The 20,673-nt window shown below is 36.8% G+C and carries 16 protein-coding genes; 1 reads left to right on the forward strand and 15 read right to left on the reverse strand.

Translation table 11 applies throughout. The annotated features are described in order from the left end of the window. Window positions 1–225: 225 nt before the first annotated feature. Window positions 226–852, forward strand: a complete 627-nt coding sequence (lexA, locus tag RGU12_RS02440; protein ID WP_309534652.1) for a transcriptional repressor LexA — start codon at window positions 226–228, stop codon at window positions 850–852. A gap of 53 nt (window positions 853–905) precedes the next feature. On the opposite strand, the gene RGU12_RS02445 is transcribed toward lexA, so the two are convergent. From RGU12_RS02445 to RGU12_RS02515, 15 genes are all read right to left on the reverse strand, one after another. Then, on the reverse strand, window positions 906–1,847 hold the full coding sequence (locus RGU12_RS02445) for a 3-oxoacyl-ACP synthase III family protein (RefSeq protein WP_309534653.1): 942 nt from the start codon (window positions 1,845–1,847) through the stop codon (window positions 906–908). 415 nt (window positions 1,848–2,262) lie between these two features. Continuing rightward, window positions 2,263–3,597 carry a type I glutamate--ammonia ligase gene (glnA, locus tag RGU12_RS02450; RefSeq protein ID WP_309534654.1) on the reverse strand — a complete coding sequence of 445 codons (1,335 nt, stop codon included), beginning with the start codon at window positions 3,595–3,597 and terminating at the stop codon, window positions 2,263–2,265. 53 nt (window positions 3,598–3,650) lie between these two features. Further along, window positions 3,651–4,052 carry a MerR family transcriptional regulator gene (locus RGU12_RS02455; RefSeq protein ID WP_309534655.1) on the reverse strand — a complete coding sequence of 134 codons (402 nt, stop codon included), beginning with the start codon at window positions 4,050–4,052 and terminating at the stop codon, window positions 3,651–3,653. 455 nt (window positions 4,053–4,507) lie between these two features. Next, complete coding sequence (locus RGU12_RS02460; protein ID WP_309534656.1) at window positions 4,508–5,788, reverse strand: methionine gamma-lyase family protein; 1,281 nt, start codon at window positions 5,786–5,788, stop codon at window positions 4,508–4,510. A 15-nt stretch (window positions 5,789–5,803) separates the two neighbouring features. Continuing rightward, a complete protein-coding gene (hflX, locus tag RGU12_RS02465; protein ID WP_309534657.1) occupies window positions 5,804–7,069 on the reverse strand; it encodes a GTPase HflX in 1,266 nt (421 codons plus the stop codon). Between the two features lie 300 nt (window positions 7,070–7,369). Continuing rightward, window positions 7,370–8,296, reverse strand: a complete 927-nt coding sequence (spoVK, locus tag RGU12_RS02470) for a stage V sporulation protein K (RefSeq protein WP_116350855.1) — start codon at window positions 8,294–8,296, stop codon at window positions 7,370–7,372. Window positions 8,297–8,773: 477 nt separating this feature from the next. Then, window positions 8,774–8,998 carry an RNA chaperone Hfq gene (gene hfq / locus RGU12_RS02475; RefSeq protein ID WP_010282243.1) on the reverse strand — a complete coding sequence of 75 codons (225 nt, stop codon included), beginning with the start codon at window positions 8,996–8,998 and terminating at the stop codon, window positions 8,774–8,776. Window positions 8,999–9,093: 95 nt separating this feature from the next. Next, on the reverse strand, window positions 9,094–10,041 hold the full coding sequence (miaA, locus tag RGU12_RS02480) for a tRNA (adenosine(37)-N6)-dimethylallyltransferase MiaA (protein ID WP_309534658.1): 948 nt from the start codon (window positions 10,039–10,041) through the stop codon (window positions 9,094–9,096). 192 nt (window positions 10,042–10,233) lie between these two features. Beyond that, entirely contained in the window at window positions 10,234–12,129 is a 1,896-nt protein-coding gene (mutL, locus tag RGU12_RS02485) for a DNA mismatch repair endonuclease MutL (RefSeq protein ID WP_309534659.1), read from the reverse strand. 28 nt (window positions 12,130–12,157) lie between these two features. Then, complete coding sequence (gene mutS / locus RGU12_RS02490; protein ID WP_309534660.1) at window positions 12,158–14,752, reverse strand: DNA mismatch repair protein MutS; 2,595 nt, start codon at window positions 14,750–14,752, stop codon at window positions 12,158–12,160. A gap of 121 nt (window positions 14,753–14,873) precedes the next feature. Next, on the reverse strand, window positions 14,874–15,416 hold the full coding sequence (locus RGU12_RS02495) for an outer spore coat protein CotE (protein ID WP_116350506.1): 543 nt from the start codon (window positions 15,414–15,416) through the stop codon (window positions 14,874–14,876). 337 nt (window positions 15,417–15,753) lie between these two features. After that, a complete protein-coding gene (ricA, locus tag RGU12_RS02500) occupies window positions 15,754–16,185 on the reverse strand; it encodes a regulatory iron-sulfur-containing complex subunit RicA (RefSeq protein WP_309534661.1) in 432 nt (143 codons plus the stop codon). Window position 16,186: 1 nt separating this feature from the next. Then, window positions 16,187–17,716, reverse strand: coding sequence for a tRNA (N6-isopentenyl adenosine(37)-C2)-methylthiotransferase MiaB (gene miaB, locus RGU12_RS02505; RefSeq protein WP_309534662.1), 1,530 nt, complete (start codon window positions 17,714–17,716; stop codon window positions 16,187–16,189). Window positions 17,717–17,965: 249 nt separating this feature from the next. Then, window positions 17,966–18,832, reverse strand: a complete 867-nt coding sequence (locus RGU12_RS02510; protein ID WP_309534663.1) for a 2-oxoacid:ferredoxin oxidoreductase subunit beta — start codon at window positions 18,830–18,832, stop codon at window positions 17,966–17,968. A gap of 1 nt (window position 18,833) precedes the next feature. Beyond that, entirely contained in the window at window positions 18,834–20,570 is a 1,737-nt protein-coding gene (locus RGU12_RS02515) for a 2-oxoacid:acceptor oxidoreductase subunit alpha (protein ID WP_309534664.1), read from the reverse strand. Window positions 20,571–20,673: the final 103 nt, after the last annotated feature.

Consider the following 20,673-nt stretch of genomic DNA (forward strand, 5'->3'; position numbering starts at 1 on the left):
CCACTCCTACAGAATGTTTGTTCGTATTTTATGTTTTTATTATATACCGAACAAATGTTTTGTGTCAACAAAAATTCGAACTTATGTTTGTATAATCAAATAAAACATGCTATACTCTACTTAAGAATTTAGGTTTTTGTCGGACAGACACATGCTTAAAAACCGAACATAATAAAGAGCGAGAATTGAATACATATAAAAAAATATATAAGGGGATGAGTGTAGATGACGACAAAGCTTTCAAAAAGACAGCAGGACATATTGAACTACATTAAACAGGAAGTAAAAGATAAGGGCTACCCACCTTCAGTAAGGGAAATTGGAGAGGCAGTTGGGTTAGCATCGAGTTCAACAGTTCATGGCCATTTGTCCAGACTTGAAAGTAAAGGTTTGATAAGAAGAGACCCAACAAAGCCTCGTGCTATTGAAATATTACAGGCTGATACAAATGATACAATTCCAACTGCAAATGTTGTGAATGTCCCTGTCATTGGTAAGGTTACAGCGGGTCAACCAATCACAGCCATTGAAAATATTGAAGAGTATTTTCCACTACCTGATCGATTTGCTGCGCACGATGATCAAATCTTTATGCTTGAAATTATGGGTGACAGTATGATTGAAGCGGGTATTCTAGATGGAGACTACGTAATTGTTAAACAACAGCATTCAGCAAACAATGGGGATATTGTTGTTGCAATGACAGAAGAAGATGAAGCAACTGTAAAACGCTTCTTTAAAGAAAAAGACCATATTCGACTCCAGCCAGAAAACTCAATGCTCGAACCGATTATTTTAAAAAATGTAACCATTCTCGGAAAAGTTATCGGTGTATACCGTACAATCCATTAAATATGCAAAGGAACATTTCTTCATTGAAATGTTCCTTTTTAATTTTGAATATTTTATTTTCCCCAACGAAGTGCAATGCTTCCCCAACCAAGCCCAGCACCATACCCTGCAAGGATAACTAAATCTCCGTCTTTTATATTTTTATTTTTGACTTCTTCATATAAACCAATGCCTATTGTTGGAGCGGATGAATTTCCATAATGTTGTATCGTTTTAGTATGTACTTTTTCTATAGGAAACCCCAAAGTTTCAATTCCCTTTTCGATGATACGAAGGTTAGATTGATGTGGAATTATAAAATCAACATCAGATATGGCAAGGTTTGAAACTTCAAGAGCTTTATTGACTGCATAAGGAAATTTTTCAACCGCGAATTCAAAAACGGCCCTTCCATCCATGAAAATGGTTTTCTTTTCGGTTAGATGTAGGTATTTTCCACCACTTCCGTCCATTTGCATATTAATGCCGAGAATACCTTTTCCATCAGACACTCTTCCTAGAACAACTGCGGATGCTCCGTCCGCAAAAATCAAAGCAGTTTTTTTATCCATTGGATCAAGCAAAGTGGAACATTTATCCACAGCAACTACCAGCACATTTTGATAAAGTCCTGTTTGAACGAATTGCGCCCCTGTTGATAATGCAGTGATAAAACTTGAACATCCTGAATGGAGATCAAGACCCGCGCAAACTTTAGCTCCAATTTGGTCTTGTACGAGTGCTGCTGTGATGTGTGTATCGTGTGTATTTGTTCCGATAATGACTAAATCAATAATACTTGGATCGATACCAGCATCTTCAATCGCCCTTTTCCCTGCAATTACACACATTTCTGTAAGTGATGTTTCAGTTTTTTCGTATCGTCTTTCCAAAATTCCTGTTTTTCTTACAATTTCTTCTTCTGTGATCCCAAAACGTTGTGCAATTTCCTTATTGGTAATAATTTTTTCTGGAATATTGACTCCAATTCCTAAAATACCTGCATTGTAATTCATTTAATTATCCTCCTAAAACAATGGTATAAAGACAAATGCAAACATATAAGAGATTCTCGTTTATTACCTGTAATACCTTCTTACACTAAAACCTTATTCATCTTAAATTCTATAATCAAATGTATCATCCTCTTCCGTTAGCAATATTACTATTTTCATTTATAAACGGTTGAATGAAAGTGTTCTAAAAAGGGGAAGTTGCTGCTCTACGACGGAGTAACGTGGACTCGATTAAAGGTAGGAATATTTTTGTGCAATTTCTCTAATCCCAACAGGATGAGGTTGATGTATTATTTGGCGACACAAAAAACATAGTACTTCAAAATTTGAGTGAACGGAAACTCATCAATTCAGTTCCTTCCATTTTTCCGCAAAAAAGAACCCTCAACACAATAATGTCAAGGGTTCATTCTTATTAATACATCGTCATATACTGCTCACGTTCCCAAGGGTGTACTTGCGTTCTAAACATATCCCATTCGATCTCTTTAGCTTCGATAAAGTGTTCGAACAAATGTTCACCTAAGGCATTAATTAACACTTCATCCTCTTTTAATTTTTCTAAGGCAATTGCCAAAGTAGATGGTAAATCAACAATTCCTGCTTCATTACGCTCTTCTTTGTTCATAACATAAATATTTCTGTCAACAGGTGCTGGTGGTGTAAGTTTGTTCTTAATACCATCTAAGCCTGCAGCCAGTAATACAGCCATTGCCATATAAGGATTTGCTGCTGGGTCGACTGAACGAACCTCAACACGTGTGCTTAAACCACGTGAAGCAGGGATACGAACAAGCGGACTTCTATTTTGAGCAGACCAAGCCACATAACAAGGGGCTTCATATCCAGGCACTAAACGTTTATAAGAGTTTACAGTTGGGTTTGTAACAGCTGTAAAGTTAGGCGCATGTTTTAAAATACCGGCAATGAAATGTCTAGCATTATCACTTAATTGAAGATCAGCGTTTTGATCGAAAAATGCATTTTCTCCACCTTTAAATAATGAAAGGTTGCAGTGCATTCCGGAACCAGCTACACCAAACAATGGTTTTGGCATAAATGTAGCATGTAAACCGTGTTTGCGGGCAATTGTTTTTACAACAAGTTTAAACGTTTGAATTTCATCACAAGCTGTAAGTGCATCTTCATATTTAAAATCAATTTCATGTTGACCAGGTGCTACCTCATGATGAGAGGCCTCAATTTCAAAGCCCATTTCCTCAAGTTCTAACACGATATCTCGTCGGCAGTTTTCTCCAAGGTCTGTCGGCGCTAAGTCAAAGTATCCACCATTATCATTTAACTCAAGGGTGGGTTCACCTTTTTGATCTAATTTAAATAAGAAAAATTCAGGTTCAGGTCCAAGGTTGAAATTTGTAAATCCTAACTCTTCCATTTCTCTCAAGACTCTCTTTAAATTATTACGAGGATCTCCTTCAAATGGGGTACCATCTGCATTATGAATGTCACAAATTAAACGTGCAACCTTTCCCTTTTCAGCAGTCCATGGGAATACTACCCATGTATTTAGGTCAGGGTAAAGGTACATATCTGATTCTTCGATACGCACAAAGCCTTCGATTGAAGAACCATCAAACATCATTTTATTACTTAATGCTTTTTCTAATTGACTTACAGGAATTTCAACATTTTTAATAGTTCCAAGAATGTCTGTAAATTGTAAACGAATAAATTTTACATTCTCTTCATTTGCTAAACGAAAAATATCATCTTTCGTATATTTGGACATTAAGTTTTCCTCCCCAAACCTTGTTGTAAGTATAGTTTTTTACATGTTCATAATTAATGAAAAAATCTCGACATATCACTATGATGAGGACCGGATTGCTTTTTAAACCTACCTGCTTGAAGCAATTCATTCCTCAATAATTTTCTAAGCTCTGAATTAGATATTTCATGTTTCACAGGCTCGACCGGTTTTTCTTCGACTTCTAATCCGTGGTTTTGAACTGCGAATATTTGTTTAATTCCAGCTAGGTTGACTTTTTGTTCGATCAAGCTTTTGATTTCAAGTAATCGATCAACGTCTTTAAAAGAATATAGTCTTCGATTTGTTTCAGTTCTTGCAGGAGAAATCAGACCATTTTCCTCATAATACCGGATTTGCCGGGCAGATAATTCAGTTAATTGCATGACAATTCCAATCGGAAAGAGTGGCATGGAACGTCGAATTTCGTCACTCATATGGGCTCCTCCTTTGCAATGAATAGTTTGATTTTAATTGATGTTAGATTATCTGTCAAGTTCATGTTAGATAACCTAACATGAACTTTTCTAAAAACAGAGATGGTTTTCTAACAGGTTCAAATTGATCGGTTATAAGATGTGAAATCTCAAATGTTGCGTAAATTTTCTAGTAACATTTCCGAAGTAACTTATTAAAATATGACTGAGGACTTAAAAAATAATTAGACTATAGCAGGTTAACCTATTAAAGACGATCTTGTATGATTATGTTTGTATATAAAGCAATTAAAAACCCACACAATTTTATTGGAGGAAAATTATTTGAATACAATCGTAAACACGATGAATTATAGAAAATCACATCCAAAAAACGCTCAGACTACTCTGAGCGTTTTTGCTTACATTTGTTTATTTATCTACTAATTTTCTCTTTTAAAACAGAACCCGTTGGATCATTCCTCTGTTTTTATGGATATTAGTTGTTTTACTAGTAAACGATTTAAAGCTAAACATATGGCAATTTTCACATGCGAATAAGTAAGGCCACCCTGAACATATGCAACATATGGTGGACGAGTTGGACCGTCAGCTGTTAGTTCTATGCTGGCACCTTGAATAAATGTACCTGCTGCCATGATCACATCGTCCTCGTACCCCGGCATATAACTTGGATATGGAGTTACATGGGAATTAATTGGTGAAGCGAACTGGATAGCCTGACAAAAGGCCACCATCATGTCTTTGTTATTAAATTGAACAGATTGAATTAAATCAGTACGTTCACTATCCCAGCTCGGCTCGGTCTTTAGTCCAATTTTTTCTAAAATAGCAGACGTAAAGACAGCCCCTTTTAATGCTTGTCCTACAATATGTGGAGCTAGGAACAATCCTTGATACATTTCCTGTAAAGTATAAAGAGATGCTCCCGCTTCTGCTCCAATCCCAGGAGATGTCATACGGTATGAGCAAGCTTCAACGAATTCTTTTTTTCCTACTAAATATCCACCGGTTTTTGCTAGTCCTCCACCCGGATTTTTAATAAGTGAGCCGGCAATTAAATCAGCCCCGACATGACAAGGCTCTTCGCGCTCGACAAATTCACCATAGCAATTATCTACAAACACGACCACATCCGGCTTGATTTCCTTCACAAATTCAACCATTTCTTTAATTTCTGCAATTGTAAAAGATGGTCTTGTCGCATATCCTTTTGAACGCTGGATCCCAATCATTTTTGTATTTTCATGTATGGCATTTTTAATCGCAGCAAAATCAGGTCTTCCTTCTGCAGTTAAGTCGACAGTGTTGTAGCCGATATTAAATTCCTTTAATGACCCATTTCCAGAACCACGAATACCAACAATTTCTTCCAAAGTATCATATGGATTCCCTGTAATATAAAGCAATTCATCATTTGGACGTAAAACCCCAAAAAGTGCGATTGAGATAGCATGTGTCCCTGATATAATTTGTTGGCGAACAAGGGCTGCCTCCCCGCCGAAAAGATCAGCGTACACCGCCTCAAGTGTATCTCGGCCGATGTCATCATATCCGTACCCTGTTGACGGAATAAAATGTGAATCACTCACTCGATTGTTTTGAAAGCTTTTAAGTACACGATACTGATTATAATCAATATTTTTTTCTATTTTTTTATGAACTTCTTTAATTTGTTGTTCTGTCTCATCTACTAATTCTGAAATTAGTTTACCATAATCTAATTCTGTAAACATGTTGTGTTCCCCTTTTTATGAATAAAAATCCCTAAGTTGTCCCATTAAAGAATGATTTGAAAAAATAAAACCTGTGCAATCGTATTTTTCGGAATCCTCATTATAACGTAGTTCTTTTAAAATCGTTTCTTGTTTTAAATATGCCAATATTCTACCTTCCGAACTAGGTAGAGACACCTTGTATTCTTCCATATTCTCAATCATGGAATCCTCCACTTTTGTCTTAATCGCCACTAAATCACTTTTATCAAACGCACTAACCAAAGCAGATTTAGATGTTGATGACGGAACAAAATCGGGATGGACTTTATCTTTTTTATTATACAGTGTTAAGACTGGAATTGATTCTACACCTAATTCATCCAAAAGTTTTAATACTGTTTTTTCATGATTAAAATAATCTGGATTTGACGAATCAACTACATGGATAATTAAATCTGCTTCCTTCACTTCCTCTAATGTAGAGCGAAATGCTGCGATAAGTGATGTTGGCAAATCCTGAATAAACCCAACAGTATCCGTTAAAAGGGTTGTTAACCCACATGGTAGAATCATTTTTCGAGTCATTGGATCTAATGTTGCAAACAATAAATTTTCCTCAAATGAATCTGCCTCAGTTAGTCGATTAAATAATGTTGATTTTCCCGCATTTGTATAACCTACCAATGCGATTTGATATGTATTGTTTTTCTTTCTCCGTTCACGATATCGTTCACGGTGCTGCACGATGACCGATAATTGATTTTTAATATCATCAATCCGCTTATGAATATGGCGTCTGTCCGTCTCTAGTTTCGTTTCACCGGGCCCTCTTGTCCCAATTCCTCCACCAAGTCTCGATAATTCAATCCCTTTACCGGTTAATCGAGGAAGGAGGTACTGAAGCTGAGCTAGTTCTACCTGTAACTTACCCTCTTTGGAATTTGCTCTAGAGGCAAAGATATCAAGGATTAGCTGGGTTCGGTCAATTACTCTAGCTTCGAGCTTGGAGGATAAATTCCTAACCTGGCTTGGTGATAATTCGTCATTAAAAATAATGACGTCTGGTTCTAATTCTGCTTCAAGATTAATAAGTTCCTCCACTTTTCCTTTACCAATATATGTTGCTGAATGAACTCGTTCCCGCTTCTGGGTTACAGTCATTAAAACTTGACCCTTAGCTGTTTTCGTTAATGATTGTAATTCTTCAAGGGAATATTGAAACCTATCTTCGTCTTCGGTTTGAGTCTGACACCCTACTAGTATGGCTTTTTCTAATTCTTTCTTTTGTTCGTTTGCCATTCAATTTACCTACTTTCTACAATCAAATGCGCCTTGGCGTATTTGCGACTGACTTTTTCAGGTCCACACGAGGTGGGTCACAAAGACGTTGCCACTGGACGTGGCGTTCTTAGTCTTCATTCACTTTATCAGGTCTTTACTGGCAATTGCCCTCTATAAGGGCTTAATGTCAGTTTTTTGCTGAAAACTACCTTTGAAAAAACCGTGGCATCCGCCTTTTCCTTAAGCTATCATATCAAATTTATTGAAACTACACCAATTCGAAATGAAAAAATCCGCCTAGTTAGTTAGGCGGTAAGTTTATTCCTTGAAAACTAAATCTTGTGTTCTGATTGTTTGAAGTTCCTGTTTACTGTATGAGTCATCGATTAGTAATCTCATCGCTTGTGAGCGTATCGATTTTTCAATCACGTTCCGTACATAGCGGCCATTGCTGAATTTACCAGGAAAAGAATCCATTTTTACAGCTATTAAATGATCACGTAATTTCCTCTCTGCTTCAGGACTGAACATATATTCCCGCTCCACCATCATTTTTGATGCGATTTCCATTAACTGATCCACCGAATAATCCGGAAAATCAATGACTAATGGAAAACGGGAATACAATCCTGGATTTAAAGAGAGAAAGTGGTCCATTTCTTTTGAATACCCAGCTAATATTAAAACAAATTCATGTTGTTTATCTTCCATATGCTTTACAAGTGTATCAATAGCTTCCTTTCCAAAATCCTTCTCCCCACCTCTAGCTAGAGAATAAGCCTCGTCAATAAATAAAATGCCACCAATAGCTTTCTTTACTAAATCTCTTGTCTTTTGTGCAGTATGCCCAATGTATTCTCCAACTAAATCGGCTCTTTCCGCTTCAATCAAATGACCCTTTGAGAGGACATTCATTTGTAGAAATAACTTCCCTAGCAAGCGAGCAACCGTAGTCTTACCTGTTCCAGGATTTCCTTTAAACATCATGTGTAATGCTTGCTTACCTACCTTTAATCCCTGTTCTTCACGTTTTTTGTTAATGTATATCCATGCATATATTTCTTTTACCATTTTTTTCATTTCATCCATACCAACAAGAGTGCTCATTTCTTCCTCTATTTCCACAAGAGCCGCATGCTTCGTTTGGATTTTTGTTAAAACTGCTTCTTTAGAAGTTGAATGCAAGACCTTTAATTTCTTTTTTTCTCCATTTAAAACAACATTTATTTGTCCATTGTTCTTCATTGTAATTGGTTGATCCAAGAGCTCTCACCTCTCATTTTGTAGTACATTATACGCTGCTGGGTTCAATTCGTGACAAAAGCCCAAGGAAAAAACAGAGCGCAAGCACCTTTCCAGCCCTCACAAGCACAAGTCGGTCCGGCTAGAAGATTGTTCTTTATGCTTCATACGGAACGAATTGTGACTTCAAGCTGCTCAAAGCAAAGCTTTTCGCAAGATACTAGCAGATGGCCATTCACGGTGAAAACTGGCTAGGCGCTAGAGCTAGACTATGGGAAGTTAGCCTTTTCCCTTTTTATTTCAACATTTTTTTCACTTTTATGACAAAAGACCCTTGTTTTTTGTCAAAGATTGCGCTTTCCCAGAAAATAATATTCCATAACACTATATGTATATGAGGCACTTTTCAAATCTTGAAGAAAAATTAGACAAGATGAAAAAAAACAACCCTACTTTAAAAATAAGGTTGTTTTTCGTTAGCTATTCAAGCTCAAGCTTAATATTTTTTTGTGGGGCAAAAGTGGAGATCGCATGCTTATAGATAAGCTGTTGCTTTCCTTCTGTTTCTAATAAAACTGTAAAATTATCAAACCCTTTTACTAATCCTCGTAATTGGTATCCATTTAATAAGAATACAGTTACAAATGTCCCATCCTTACGCAGTTGGTTTAAAATCTGATCTTGAATATTAATAGCTTGTTTCATGAACTGTCCTCCTCTAAATCTTCCCGCAATATGCTGGAGCTGTCATTGCCCTTTTTATTTGGACAAAACGAATAATCATATTATAATCTATTCTCCTAAATTCCCAGCTTTCCTGCTATATATTTATAAATTTCATTAAATTTTTCTTCAAACCCATTTTTCCCTGTCATATCAAACCACTTTACATTCATTTTATTTCGAAACCACGTTAATTGACGTTTCGCATATCTCCGGGTATTTTGCTTTAACTCATTAATTGCCTCTTCTAAGGATAATGTGCCATCTAAATAACGATAAAGTTCTTTATAACCAATAGCCTGAATAGATTGGCAATCACGTAAACCTTGAGAATGAAATGTGGAGACTTCTTCAAGCAGCCCTGATTCTATCATCAAGTCAACTCTATCGTTAATTCGGTCATACAATTTGTCTCGGTCCATTGTTAATCCAACAAGGGCAACGTCATATATGAGCTCTTGCTTCTGTTCTTCCATATATTCTGTCATCGTTTTTCCTGTTGTTTTAAAAATTTCCAAAGCACGAATGACTCTTCTGACATTATTAGGATGAATTCGCTCGGCACTTTCTGGGTCAATCTCTTTTAGTTCCTCATAAAGAGAATCCACACCATTTTCATTAGCTTGTTGTTCGAGCGTTTTGCGGTACTCGGGATTTGATGCATCATCTGTAAACTGATAATCATAAATAACAGATTGAATATAAAGCCCAGTCCCGCCAACTATCATCGGTAATTTACCACGACTATGTATGTCTGAAATTAATTTTCTTACCTCGGCTTGAAACTCGGCAACCGAAAAACTTTCATGGGGTTCCTTTATATTAATGAGATGGTGTGGAATCCCCTCCATTTCATCAATTGAAATTTTCGCCGTGCCGATATCCATTCCTTTGTAAATTTGCATGGAATCTCCGCTAATGATTTCGGCATTTAGCTTCTTCGCAAGCTCTATACTTAATTTTGTCTTACCAACAGCGGTTGGACCAATTAGAACGACTAGTTTCTCTTTTTTCGATTCTTCCAATCAATCACTACCTTTACTTCAATTCATACTATTATCGTAACATAGATAATTAGACGAATACTAAATTATTATAACCAAATCAGCAAAGAAAATAACATTTTTTTCTAACCTTAACTAAACTTTATACAACTTTTGACTTATATGGTAAAAACTCGCCAATTCAGCGAGTTTTCAACCCTTATCATCCTATCGTTACATAACACGTTTGAACATCTTCTCCATTTCATAGGTCGAATGGTGTATGATGATTGGTCGACCGTGTGGGCATGTAAATGGATCACTTGTTTTACGAAGAGTTTCGAGTAAAGCAAATATTTCATCGTTCCGTAAGTGATGATTTGCCTTAATCGATGCTTTACAGCTCATCATAATCGCCGCTGCCTCTCTCAATTTCTTAATCTCTATTTTTTTATCATTTAACACTTGCTCAATTATTTCTTCAATAACCTCTTTTTCTTCCCCTTTCGGAAACCATTGTGGGTGTGACCGAACAATGTAACTGTTATGTCCGAATGGTTCTAGGAATATCCCGACTTTTTCCAAGTCCTGCATGTGTGCATTTATATTTATACATTCATCAGTCGAGTACTCAAGAGTAATCGGGATAAGCAATTCCTGTAAATCGGAAATATTTTCGCCAACCTTTTCTCTGAAGTATTCATATTTGATTCGTTCTTGGGCAGCATGCTGGTCAATGATATATAATCCTTTCTCATTTTGAGCTAGGATATAGGTTCCATGCATTTGGCCAATTGGGTACATGACCGGAACACGTTCATCTAGATTTACGGTTACTTCAGAACTTTCGATTTCCGTTTCTTCACTTTTTTCCGTTACAACATTGGTCGCATCCTCATTTTCAGCAATCACTACGTTTTCCATTTCAACCGATTTATTCTCATATGAAGGTTGGGTTACATGTGTTACTGTCTCGACTATCGTTTCTTCTTTCCTAGGAACCTCTTCTACCGTCTCCGTAAATCTAGGGAGAGATGGGTACTGCTCCTGAGGTTCCGTTTTTATAGAATGTTGAAACACAAATTCTTGTTGCTCAGATTTCTGAACTTCTTTCTTCTTAGGATATGCTGCATCTGGGATTAATTGCTTATGTTTAAAAACTTCTTTGATTCCTTCGTCAATTAATTGATTAAGTTCAGATTCTTTACTAATCCGTACTTCTAGTTTTGCTGGATGAACGTTGACATCCACTAATAATGGGTCCATCTTAATATCAAGTAAAACAATTGGAAATCTTCCTATTGGTAAAAGAGTATGATAGCCTTGTTGAATGGCTTTTACAAGCGCATAGTTTCTTATATATCTACCATTAATAATAGTTGAGATATAGTTTCTCGAAGCTCTTGTTACCTCTGGCATAGATACAAAACCTTCGACTGTAAAGTCTAAGGATTCTAGATGGATAGGCACCATTTGCTTTGCAATACTTAAACCATAGATTGCTGCGAGTACCTGCCTCACATCCCCATTACCACTTGTATATAAAAGTCGTTTCCCATTATGAAGTAAACGAAATGAAATTTCCGGATGGGCAAGCGCGATTCGATTTACAGCATCGGTAATATTCCCCAACTCGGTATGAATTGTTTTCACATACTTTAAGCGTGCTGGAGTGTTAAAAAAGAGATTTGAAACTGTAAGATCCGTTCCCTTGCGGCTATTCGTTGCCTTTTTCCATGCAAGCTGTCCGCCTTTAATTAAAATATGAGTACCAGAATTGTCCCCGGTGCTCGTCTTCATTTCCAGCTCAGAAACGGAGGCGATACTCGGGAGCGCCTCTCCTCTAAAGCCCAGCGTACGGATTCGAAATAAATCATTTTCGTCCTTTATTTTACTTGTGGCATGGCGATGAAATGCATTTACGCAATCCTCACTGTCCATCCCGTCTCCATTATCAATAATTCGAATTTTGGAAAGTCCTGCTTCTTCTATTTCAATTTCGATTATTGTGCTATTTGCGTCAATAGCATTCTCGACTAATTCCTTCACAACAGAGGCTGGGCGTTCGACTACCTCCCCTGCTGCTATTTTATTTGAAAGAAGGTCATCTAATTGGATGATTTTCCCCATGCCATCACCTCATTGTTTTAACTTACTTTTATGCTTTTAATTGTTTTTGAATTTCATATAAACGATTGATGGCTTCTAATGGCGTAAGACCTATAATGTCCATCTCTTTAATGGATTTCAAAATATCCTTTTCTTTTGAAGATAGTGACTTTTCTTCTTTTTGATAGCTAGCCTTTGATTCCTCAAAAAACGAAAGCTGCAGATTATCAGAAAGATCACTTGAATCTTCCTTTGTTGCTGCGATTTGCTTTTCACCTTGTTCAAGCTGGTTTAAAATTTCATTTGCACGTTCAATCAAGTTATCTGGAAGCTCCGCAAGCTTAGCGACATGAATCCCATAACTTTTATCTGCAGCTCCTTCTTTAATCTTATGAAGGAAAACAACATTATCATTTTCCTCAATTGCACTTACATGAACATTTACTAAATTTTTAAGTGCTGTTTCCAAATCTGTCAACTCATGATAATGTGTGGAAAATAGAGTATGAGCTCCGATATTTTCATGAATATACTCAATAATTGCCTGAGCTAATGCCATCCCATCATAAGTGGATGTCCCGCGACCAATTTCATCAAACAATAATAAGCTCCTAGATGTTGCATTCACAATCGCATTTTTGGCCTCAAGCATTTCCACCATGAATGTACTTTGACCAGAGATCAAATCATCCGCTGCTCCTATTCTTGTAAACACTTGATCATAGATCGGCAGGGTCGCTTCACTTGCCGGAACAAAACAGCCTATTTGAGCCAAAATCGAAGTAAGGGCAATTTGTCTCATGTACGTACTCTTACCTGACATATTTGGACCTGTGATCAGTAGTAATGAACGCCCCTGTTCCATTACACAATCATTAGGAACATATTCCTGAGCTTGCATTACTTTTTCAACAACAGGATGACGTCCATCTTTAATGATGAGCTTGTCCTCTGAAAAATGAGGCATACAATAGTGGCGCTCCTCGCTAATCGTTGCGAAGCATTGTAGAACATCCAGTTCACTAATGACCTTAGCTAAAGACTGAAGTCTTGGAATATATTCTTTCACTTGTTCACGAATATTGAGGAAAATATCATATTCCAACTGGACAATCTTTTCCTCCGCTTCAAGAATTAATGTTTCTTTTTCTTTAAGCTCAGGGGTAATAAAACGTTCTGCATTTGTTAATGTTTGTTTTCTTTCGTACATACCTTCCGGCAAAAGCTGCAAGTTTGCCTTCGTAACTTCAATATAATAGCCAAATACACGGTTATATCCAATTTTTAAAGACTTGATTCCAGTCTTTTCGCGTTCCTGTTTTTCTAAGGCTGCGATCCATGTTTTTCCATTCCGACTAGCATCACGATATTGGTCAAGAGTGGCGTTGAAACCATCCTTAATAATATCTCCTTCTTTAATCGTCATTGGAGGAGATTCCTTAATAGACCGCTGTAAAAGGTCAGTGAGTGACTCACAAAGATCCATTTGATTTCCTAGATTGTCTGCATATGGATGCTGTAGCTTGGTCACAAGATTATAAATACCTGGTACTTGTTCGAGCGATTTTTTCAACTGTAACAGGTCCCTTGCGTTGACATTCCCATAGGCTACTCGCCCAGCAAGACGTTCTAAATCATAGACTTCCTTTAATAAATCTCTTAATTCTAACCTCTCAAAATATTGATCAATAAAGGTTTGGACCATTTTTAGACGAGCTTCAATCTCGTTTTTATTTAATAGTGGTCGGTCAATCCATTGCTTTAACAGACGTCCCCCCATCGCAGTAACTGTTTGATCTAGAAGCCACAATAAAGAACCTTTCTTCCCTTTACTTCGAATTGTTTCTGTTAATTCTAAGTTACGCTTAGAATAAAGGTCAATTTTCATAAATTGATTTGTATAGTAGACCTGAACCTGCTGTAAATGATCCAGTGATCGTTTTTGTGTTTTCATTAGATAATTTAATAATCTTCCAAATGTAAGGACTAACTTTTCATCATCAAGACGATTGGTTAGTTGTTGCAAATGTTCTGCTACCGCATAATTATCTTCATGTGAAATTGTAACCTGACAACGTTCCATCATCGCTTTTTTATACAATTCCTCAAAATCAGATGGAACAACCACCTCTTTTACACCATTTGCATAAATTTCTCCGATCACATCTTCAAAATCTGAAGACAATAACGATACCCTATTTTCACCAGTTGATAAGTCGGTTAATGCAAATCCAAAACCATCTGAAAAATTGGTTACAGAAGCTAAAAAATTATTCTCTTTATCTAAAAGATTCTTTCCTTCCATCACAGTTCCAGGTGTAATTAATTGAATAACCTCTCGTTTAACGACACCTTTTGCTTGCCTTGGATCTTCCGTTTGCTCACAAATTGCCACTTTATATCCTTGATTCACTAATTGTTCAATATATCCAGCAGCTGAGTGATAAGGAACCCCACACATGGGGATTTTTTCATCCATTCCACCATCTCTAGCCGTTAAGGTTATTTCTAAAATCTGGGATGCATTTATTGCATCTTCAAAAAACATTTCATAAAAATCACCAAGTCGAAAAAATAAAAAGGCATCTTGATAATCTGCCTTTATCGCTAAGTATTGCTTTATCATCGGCGTATATTCTGCCATTTATTAATCCCCCAACAACTATAGTTCTGTTCATATTATAACATAATTTAAAAATGGGATGGGGCAGACTTGTCTTCCATTAAATGAAAAAAAACTAGGAAGTCGTGCCTCCTAGTTTCAATTATTCTTCTAAATCCCCTACTAAGAAGTCAGGATTTAAATCTTCAAATTCTTCGTCATCTACATCCCAATCTTTTATGTCGTCATAGCAACCATCTGGATTTACGTGGACGCATACCTTTGTTTCACCAATCACTTCTGCAAGAAGCTCTCTTTCTACCTCAACAAGAATTTTGTTCCCATTAGGTGAAATTGTGCATTCTAAGCAATTTGGCTGTTGCAACACTTCAACAATCACATCACAGTCATCACCTAAGAAATTCTCATCTCTATACTTGAGTTTGATGGAATCTTTGTATGAAAGTGTTTCTGTAACAACCTCTGTTTTTGTATTGTTACCAAAAGAATACCATGTATTGACATCGAATCTGCCACTTACTTCTACCGTATTCCCTTTTTTCTCCGCTTCATACTGATGGTTAATGATCCAGCATCCTAAAATGTTGGATGGGTGGTGTGGTGGTGAAATTGTATAAGTAGACTGCGAAAACTTACGTCCTTTTCCTACAACAGCTTTTGTAATAATCTCTCTGTATTCAGACATTCGAACATACCCTCCTCAATCAATCTTCAATTCATCCTATGCGGGACATTTGACTAGTGTGATAAAGACTGATTTCTTTTTCAAAACTTTTTGCAGTACCTCGATATCTTACTTGTAAGTACATGAAAAAAAGTTGAATTAACCATTCAAAATAAGTACTAAAAAAACGCAATGTCCTTCTCTTTATAAATCAACCTTACGATTACCGTATAGTTCATTGTATGCGCGTTCGCCCATTTATGTACCTTTTTTTAAAAGCGGTACAAGCAAAAATATAACCTCTGCATAACCAAGCAAAAAAAATAAGGCAAAAGCTTTACGCTTTTGCCTTTTCTCCTTAGTGACAGCCACAGCCACTTTTGTTATTTATTTTTGAACCAGTTTCACCTGCTAATAAGTCTCCGCCAGTAGACGTAATGATTTCATTTGTTACATTGTTTGAAATCGTATGTGCTACAAGCTGTAGAAGATCATTCACTTCAAGTTGTGAGTTTTTGAATTCTTCTACAACTGGGATGCTATCAAGTTCTGCTTGTAAATTATCAATTTTTTCTTCAACTTGCTTTAATGCTTCAGACTTACCGTAGTGCTGGAAATTAACTGCTTGTTTTTGCAAGCTTTTAATTGTTTCTATAATCTCTTGAACCTTTTTGTTCTCGTTGATTTGTGCTTCTGCACGTTTAAAGAAATCAACTTCTTCTGTTTCTGCAATCATTTTTGCAAGCTCTGTTGCACGCTCAACGATTTGCTCTTTTGTGTATTGTGCCATCTTAGTTCACCTCTACCGCTTCTTCGATCATTTCCCCATCTAATGACCAAGTTTTTGCTTGTATAATTTTTACTTTTACAATTTTACCAATTGCTGATTTTGGGCCTTTGAAGTTGACCAATTTATTCTTACTTGTATATCCAGCTAAAACATCCGGATTGTTTTTACTCTCACCTTCAACAAGAACTTCCACAACTTGATCTTGGTATGCAAGATTTTTCTTTGCAGAAATCTCATTTACAAGTGCATTAAGACGCTGAAGTCTTTCCTTCTTCACTTCCATTGAAATGTTATCTTCCATTTTTGCTGCTGGTGTTCCTTCACGTGGTGAATAAATGAAGGTATAGGCAGAATCAAATTCTACTTCTCTATATAAAGAAAGTGTTTCTTCAAATTGTTCATCCGTTTCATTAGGGAAACCAACTATAATATCTGTCGTAAAGGAAGCATTCGGAATTTGTTCCTTCATTTTACGAACTAACTCTAAATAGGATTCTCTAGTATATTTACGAGACATTAGTTTTAATACTTGAGAGCTCCCAGATTGTACAGGTAGGTGGATGTGTTCCATCAGGTTTCCACCTTTAGCAAGTACTTCAATTAAATGATCATCAAAATCACGTGGATGACTTGTCGTGAAACGAATACGTGGGATATCAATCTTACGTAACTCGTCCATTAAGTCCCCTAAACCATATTTGATATCTGTAAAATCCTTACCATAAGCATTTACGTTTTGACCAAGTAAGGTAATTTCTTTATATCCTTGTCTAGCTAAATGTCGTACCTCTTCAATAATATCCTCTGGGCGACGGCTCCGTTCCTTACCACGCGTATAAGGCACGATACAGTAGGTACAGAATTTGTCACAACCATACATAATATTGACCCAACCCTTGATATTTCCTTTACGTACTTTTGGAAGGTTTTCAATAATGTCACCTTCCTTAGACCATACTTCAACAACCATCTCTTTACTGAACATCGCTTCTTTTACAATATGAGGAAGGCGGTGAATATTATGAGTACCAAAAATCATATCAATAAATTGATGTTTTTCAAGAATTTTATTAACCACTGATTCTTCTTGGGACATACATCCACAAACTCCAATTAAAAGATCTGGATTTTCAAGTTTTAATGGTTTAAGGTGTCCGATTTCACCAAATACTTTGTTTTCTGCGTTTTCACGAATCGCACAAGTATTAAGTAAAATAATGTCTGCGTCTTCGGTACTTTCAGTTGGCTCATAGCCCATTTCCATAAAAATACCAGCCATTACTTCCGTATCATGCTCGTTCATTTGGCAACCATACGTACGGATTAAAAAGCGTTTTCCTTTTCCTGCATCTTTCATATCCTCAGGGATTGAAAACTCTTTTAAGTAATTAACTTGTTCTTTACCACGTTTTTTCGCATCTTTTAATGAAGGTGGTTGATAAACGGATTGAAAATACTTACTGTAATCCTTTTCGGATTTTTTGTCCGCAGGTTTTACTTGAGTACTTTCAAGACGTTGTTTTTCGTTCATGTGGTATCTCCTTCCTTTTTACAAAAACGATCTGTTGTAAAGTTTTTAAATTCTTAAACACTACAAACCTACACATTTAACTAGTATAAGGTTTAACAAGTTTTAATACAATAAAACCATAGAAAATGTAGAAATTTGTACATTTTTCATAGCCAAGACATACATGCCTATTTTATCATTCAAAAAACAGTGAGTAAAGGTTAAAACAAAAACCCTACTAAGACAAAAATCCTTAGTAGGGTTAGTGTATTACATAAATTCTGCAACTAGCTTATTGAATTTTTCTTCATCCAGATTCAAATCAGCATGCACAAGTGGGGTTTCATTATATCCATGCACAAGTTCTTGATAGGAAGGCTTTTCTGTATTCTGATAGATAAGCCCTGATACGAGACTATTATGCTTCATCAATGTCTGCATAGCCATAGAACGATCAGATGGATCATATCCTTCTACAACCGCTAGTTTTGTTAGGTTTTCTTTAAACCAATCATATGTGTTCACCTTGTTATACGTAACACATGGGCTAAATACGTTAATTAATGAGAAACCTTTATGCTTAATGCCAGCCTCAATTAGTGCTGTCAAATCTTTAAGGTCCGTAGAGAAACTTTGCGCAACAAAAGTTGCCCCGGCAGTTAACGCCATTTCCATAACGGAAAGCGCAGACTCAATTGAGCCTTGTGGCGTACTCTTTGTTTTAAAGCCCATTTCACTTCTTGGTGAAGTTTGACCTTTTGTTAACCCATAAATTTGGTTATCCATAACAATATATGTGATGTCGATATTACGACGAATCGCATGAATTGTATGGCTCATCCCAATTGCATAACCATCACCGTCTCCACCTGAAGCAATAACGGTTAAATCACGGTTAGCCATTTTTACCCCTTGAGCAATTGGTAGTGAACGTCCATGAATACCGTGCAATCCATAGGCATTGATATATCCCGAAATACGTCCTGAGCATCCAATCCCCGAGATAACAGCTAACTGTTCAGGCTCAAGTCCAACATTTGCGGCCGCACGCTGAATTGCCGCTTGTACGGAGAAGTCACCACATCCTGGACACCAGTTAGGTTTTACATTATTACGAAAGTCTTTAAATGTTGCCATATTAGAACAACTCCTTACACTTTGTGTGAACTTCATGAGGTAGGAACGGATTACCGTCATACTTTAAGAAATTAGTAATCTTGTCCGCATGTCCTACATTCATCTTCATAATGTTTGCGAGCTGACCTGTAGCGTTATTCTCAACTACTAATACTTTCTTAGCTGATTGAACTAAAGGTAACATTTCGTCAGTTGGGAATGGATGAATTAAACGAACCTGAGCATGGTTTACTTTAATACCATCATTCTCAAGGCGAGTCATGGCTTCTTCAATCGCACCTCGAGTTGAGTTAAAACCTACAACTAAAAGGTCTGCCTCTTCATGTTTCACATTTTTATGGACAGGAGTCTTGAATTGAATGTTTTTAACCTTTCTAAGGCGTTTTTCCATTTGATCCTTACGGTTGCTTGCAACCTCGGATGGTTTACCTTGTTCATTATGTTCAACACCCGTTACATGGTGGATTCCATTTTTCACGCCTGGAACTACACGTGGAGATACTCCACTATCTGTCACTTCATACCGCTTAAAATATTCCTTATTCTCTAATTCTGGTAATTCATCATCAAGAATTAGATTTCCGCGTCTGATTTCAATCTGAGAATAATCAAGTGGTTCAACGGTTTGCTTACCAAGAGAAAGTTGTAAGTCTGTTAGAAAAATAACCGGACATTGATATTCCTCAGCAAGGTTAAATGCTTCGATGATGTCGTAAAAAGCTTCCTGTACGGTACTAGGTGCCATTACAATCTTAGGAATTTCTCCGTGCGTACCGTAAATCATTGCCATTAAATCAGATTGTTCCTGCTTTGTTGGCAAACCAGTACTAGGTCCTCCACGTTGTGTATCAATAATAACAAGTGGTGTTTCAGTGATACCTGATAATCCGATTGATTCCATCATTAATGATAAACCTGGTCCAGCAGAAGCAGTAAATGCACGAACACCGGCATAGTTAGAGCCAATTGCCATTGTACACGCTGCAATTTCATCCTCCGTTTGGATCACTGTTCCACCAAATTCAGGTAGTTTGCTAATTAAGTATTCCATAATTTCAGAAGCGGGGGTAATTGGGTATGCAGGCATAAATCTTGCTCCACCAGCTAGAGCACCCAAAGCAATTGCGTCATTACCAATCATGAACATGCGCTGCTTTCCGTCCGCTTTTTCTAGCTTCATTTTTACGTCTTCGCTAAGTTGATCCTGTAGGAATTTAGCACCTGCTTTGATTGCTTCCATATTCTTTTCGACAACCTGCTGACCTTTACGACCAAAGATTTCTTCTACAACATTTAAATACACATTCAAATCGAGGTCTAATAAGGAAGTAGTTGCACCAATAGCAACCATGTTTTTCATAAGGGACGTTCCAAGTTCAGTTGCAATTTGAGTAAAAGGAACAGAAAATAAATGAACATTGGTGTTTTCGGGAATGGTTGGTCCGAATTTAGCATCCGCCAACACAACTCCGCCATCTCGTAACTCATGAAAATTAAAATCAATTGTCTCTTGGTCAAAAGCTACTAAAATATCAAGATCGTCTGAAATTGAACGAACTTGAGTTGTACTTACTCGAATTTTGTTATTCGTGTGACCACCTTTAATACGTGATGAAAAATGGCGATAACCGTATAAATAGTAGCCTAAACGATTTAAAGCTATGGAAAAGATTTCCCCAGTACTTTCGATTCCTTCCCCTTGTTGTCCGCCAACTTTCCATGAAAGTTGATTGATCATGACTTACACCCCTTTGGAATACGTTCTATATAAGATTTTTTTTAGGTTTGAGTGTATAGCACTTTCCAACTCTGCAGTAATAGATTTTTTATGTAATTCTAGT

This window comes from Ferdinandcohnia sp. QZ13 (genome assembly GCF_031324165.1).
Taxonomy (GTDB): domain Bacteria; phylum Bacillota; class Bacilli; order Bacillales; family Bacillaceae_L; genus Ferdinandcohnia.

Coding starts and splice junctions, on each gene's coding strand:
- lexA (WP_309534652.1), top strand. CDS start 226: ATGACGACAAAGCTTTCAAAAAGACAGCAGGACATATTGAACTACATT.
- RGU12_RS02445 (WP_309534653.1), bottom strand. CDS start 1,847: ATGAATTACAATGCAGGTATTTTAGGAATTGGAGTCAATATTCCAGAA.
- glnA (WP_309534654.1), bottom strand. CDS start 3,597: ATGTCCAAATATACGAAAGATGATATTTTTCGTTTAGCAAATGAAGAG.
- RGU12_RS02455 (WP_309534655.1), bottom strand. CDS start 4,052: ATGAGTGACGAAATTCGACGTTCCATGCCACTCTTTCCGATTGGAATT.
- RGU12_RS02460 (WP_309534656.1), bottom strand. CDS start 5,788: ATGTTTACAGAATTAGATTATGGTAAACTAATTTCAGAATTAGTAGAT.
- hflX (WP_309534657.1), bottom strand. CDS start 7,069: ATGGCAAACGAACAAAAGAAAGAATTAGAAAAAGCCATACTAGTAGGG.
- spoVK (WP_116350855.1), bottom strand. CDS start 8,296: ATGAAGAACAATGGACAAATAAATGTTGTTTTAAATGGAGAAAAAAAG.
- hfq (WP_010282243.1), bottom strand. CDS start 8,998: ATGAAACAAGCTATTAATATTCAAGATCAGATTTTAAACCAACTGCGT.
- mutL (WP_309534659.1), bottom strand. CDS start 12,129: ATGGGGAAAATCATCCAATTAGATGACCTTCTTTCAAATAAAATAGCA.
- mutS (WP_309534660.1), bottom strand. CDS start 14,752: ATGGCAGAATATACGCCGATGATAAAGCAATACTTAGCGATAAAGGCA.
- RGU12_RS02495 (WP_116350506.1), bottom strand. CDS start 15,416: ATGTCTGAATACAGAGAGATTATTACAAAAGCTGTTGTAGGAAAAGGA.
- ricA (WP_309534661.1), bottom strand. CDS start 16,185: ATGGCACAATACACAAAAGAGCAAATCGTTGAGCGTGCAACAGAGCTT.
- miaB (WP_309534662.1), bottom strand. CDS start 17,716: ATGAACGAAAAACAACGTCTTGAAAGTACTCAAGTAAAACCTGCGGAC.
- RGU12_RS02510 (WP_309534663.1), bottom strand. CDS start 18,832: ATGGCAACATTTAAAGACTTTCGTAATAATGTAAAACCTAACTGGTGT.
- RGU12_RS02515 (WP_309534664.1), bottom strand. CDS start 20,570: ATGATCAATCAACTTTCATGGAAAGTTGGCGGACAACAAGGGGAAGGA.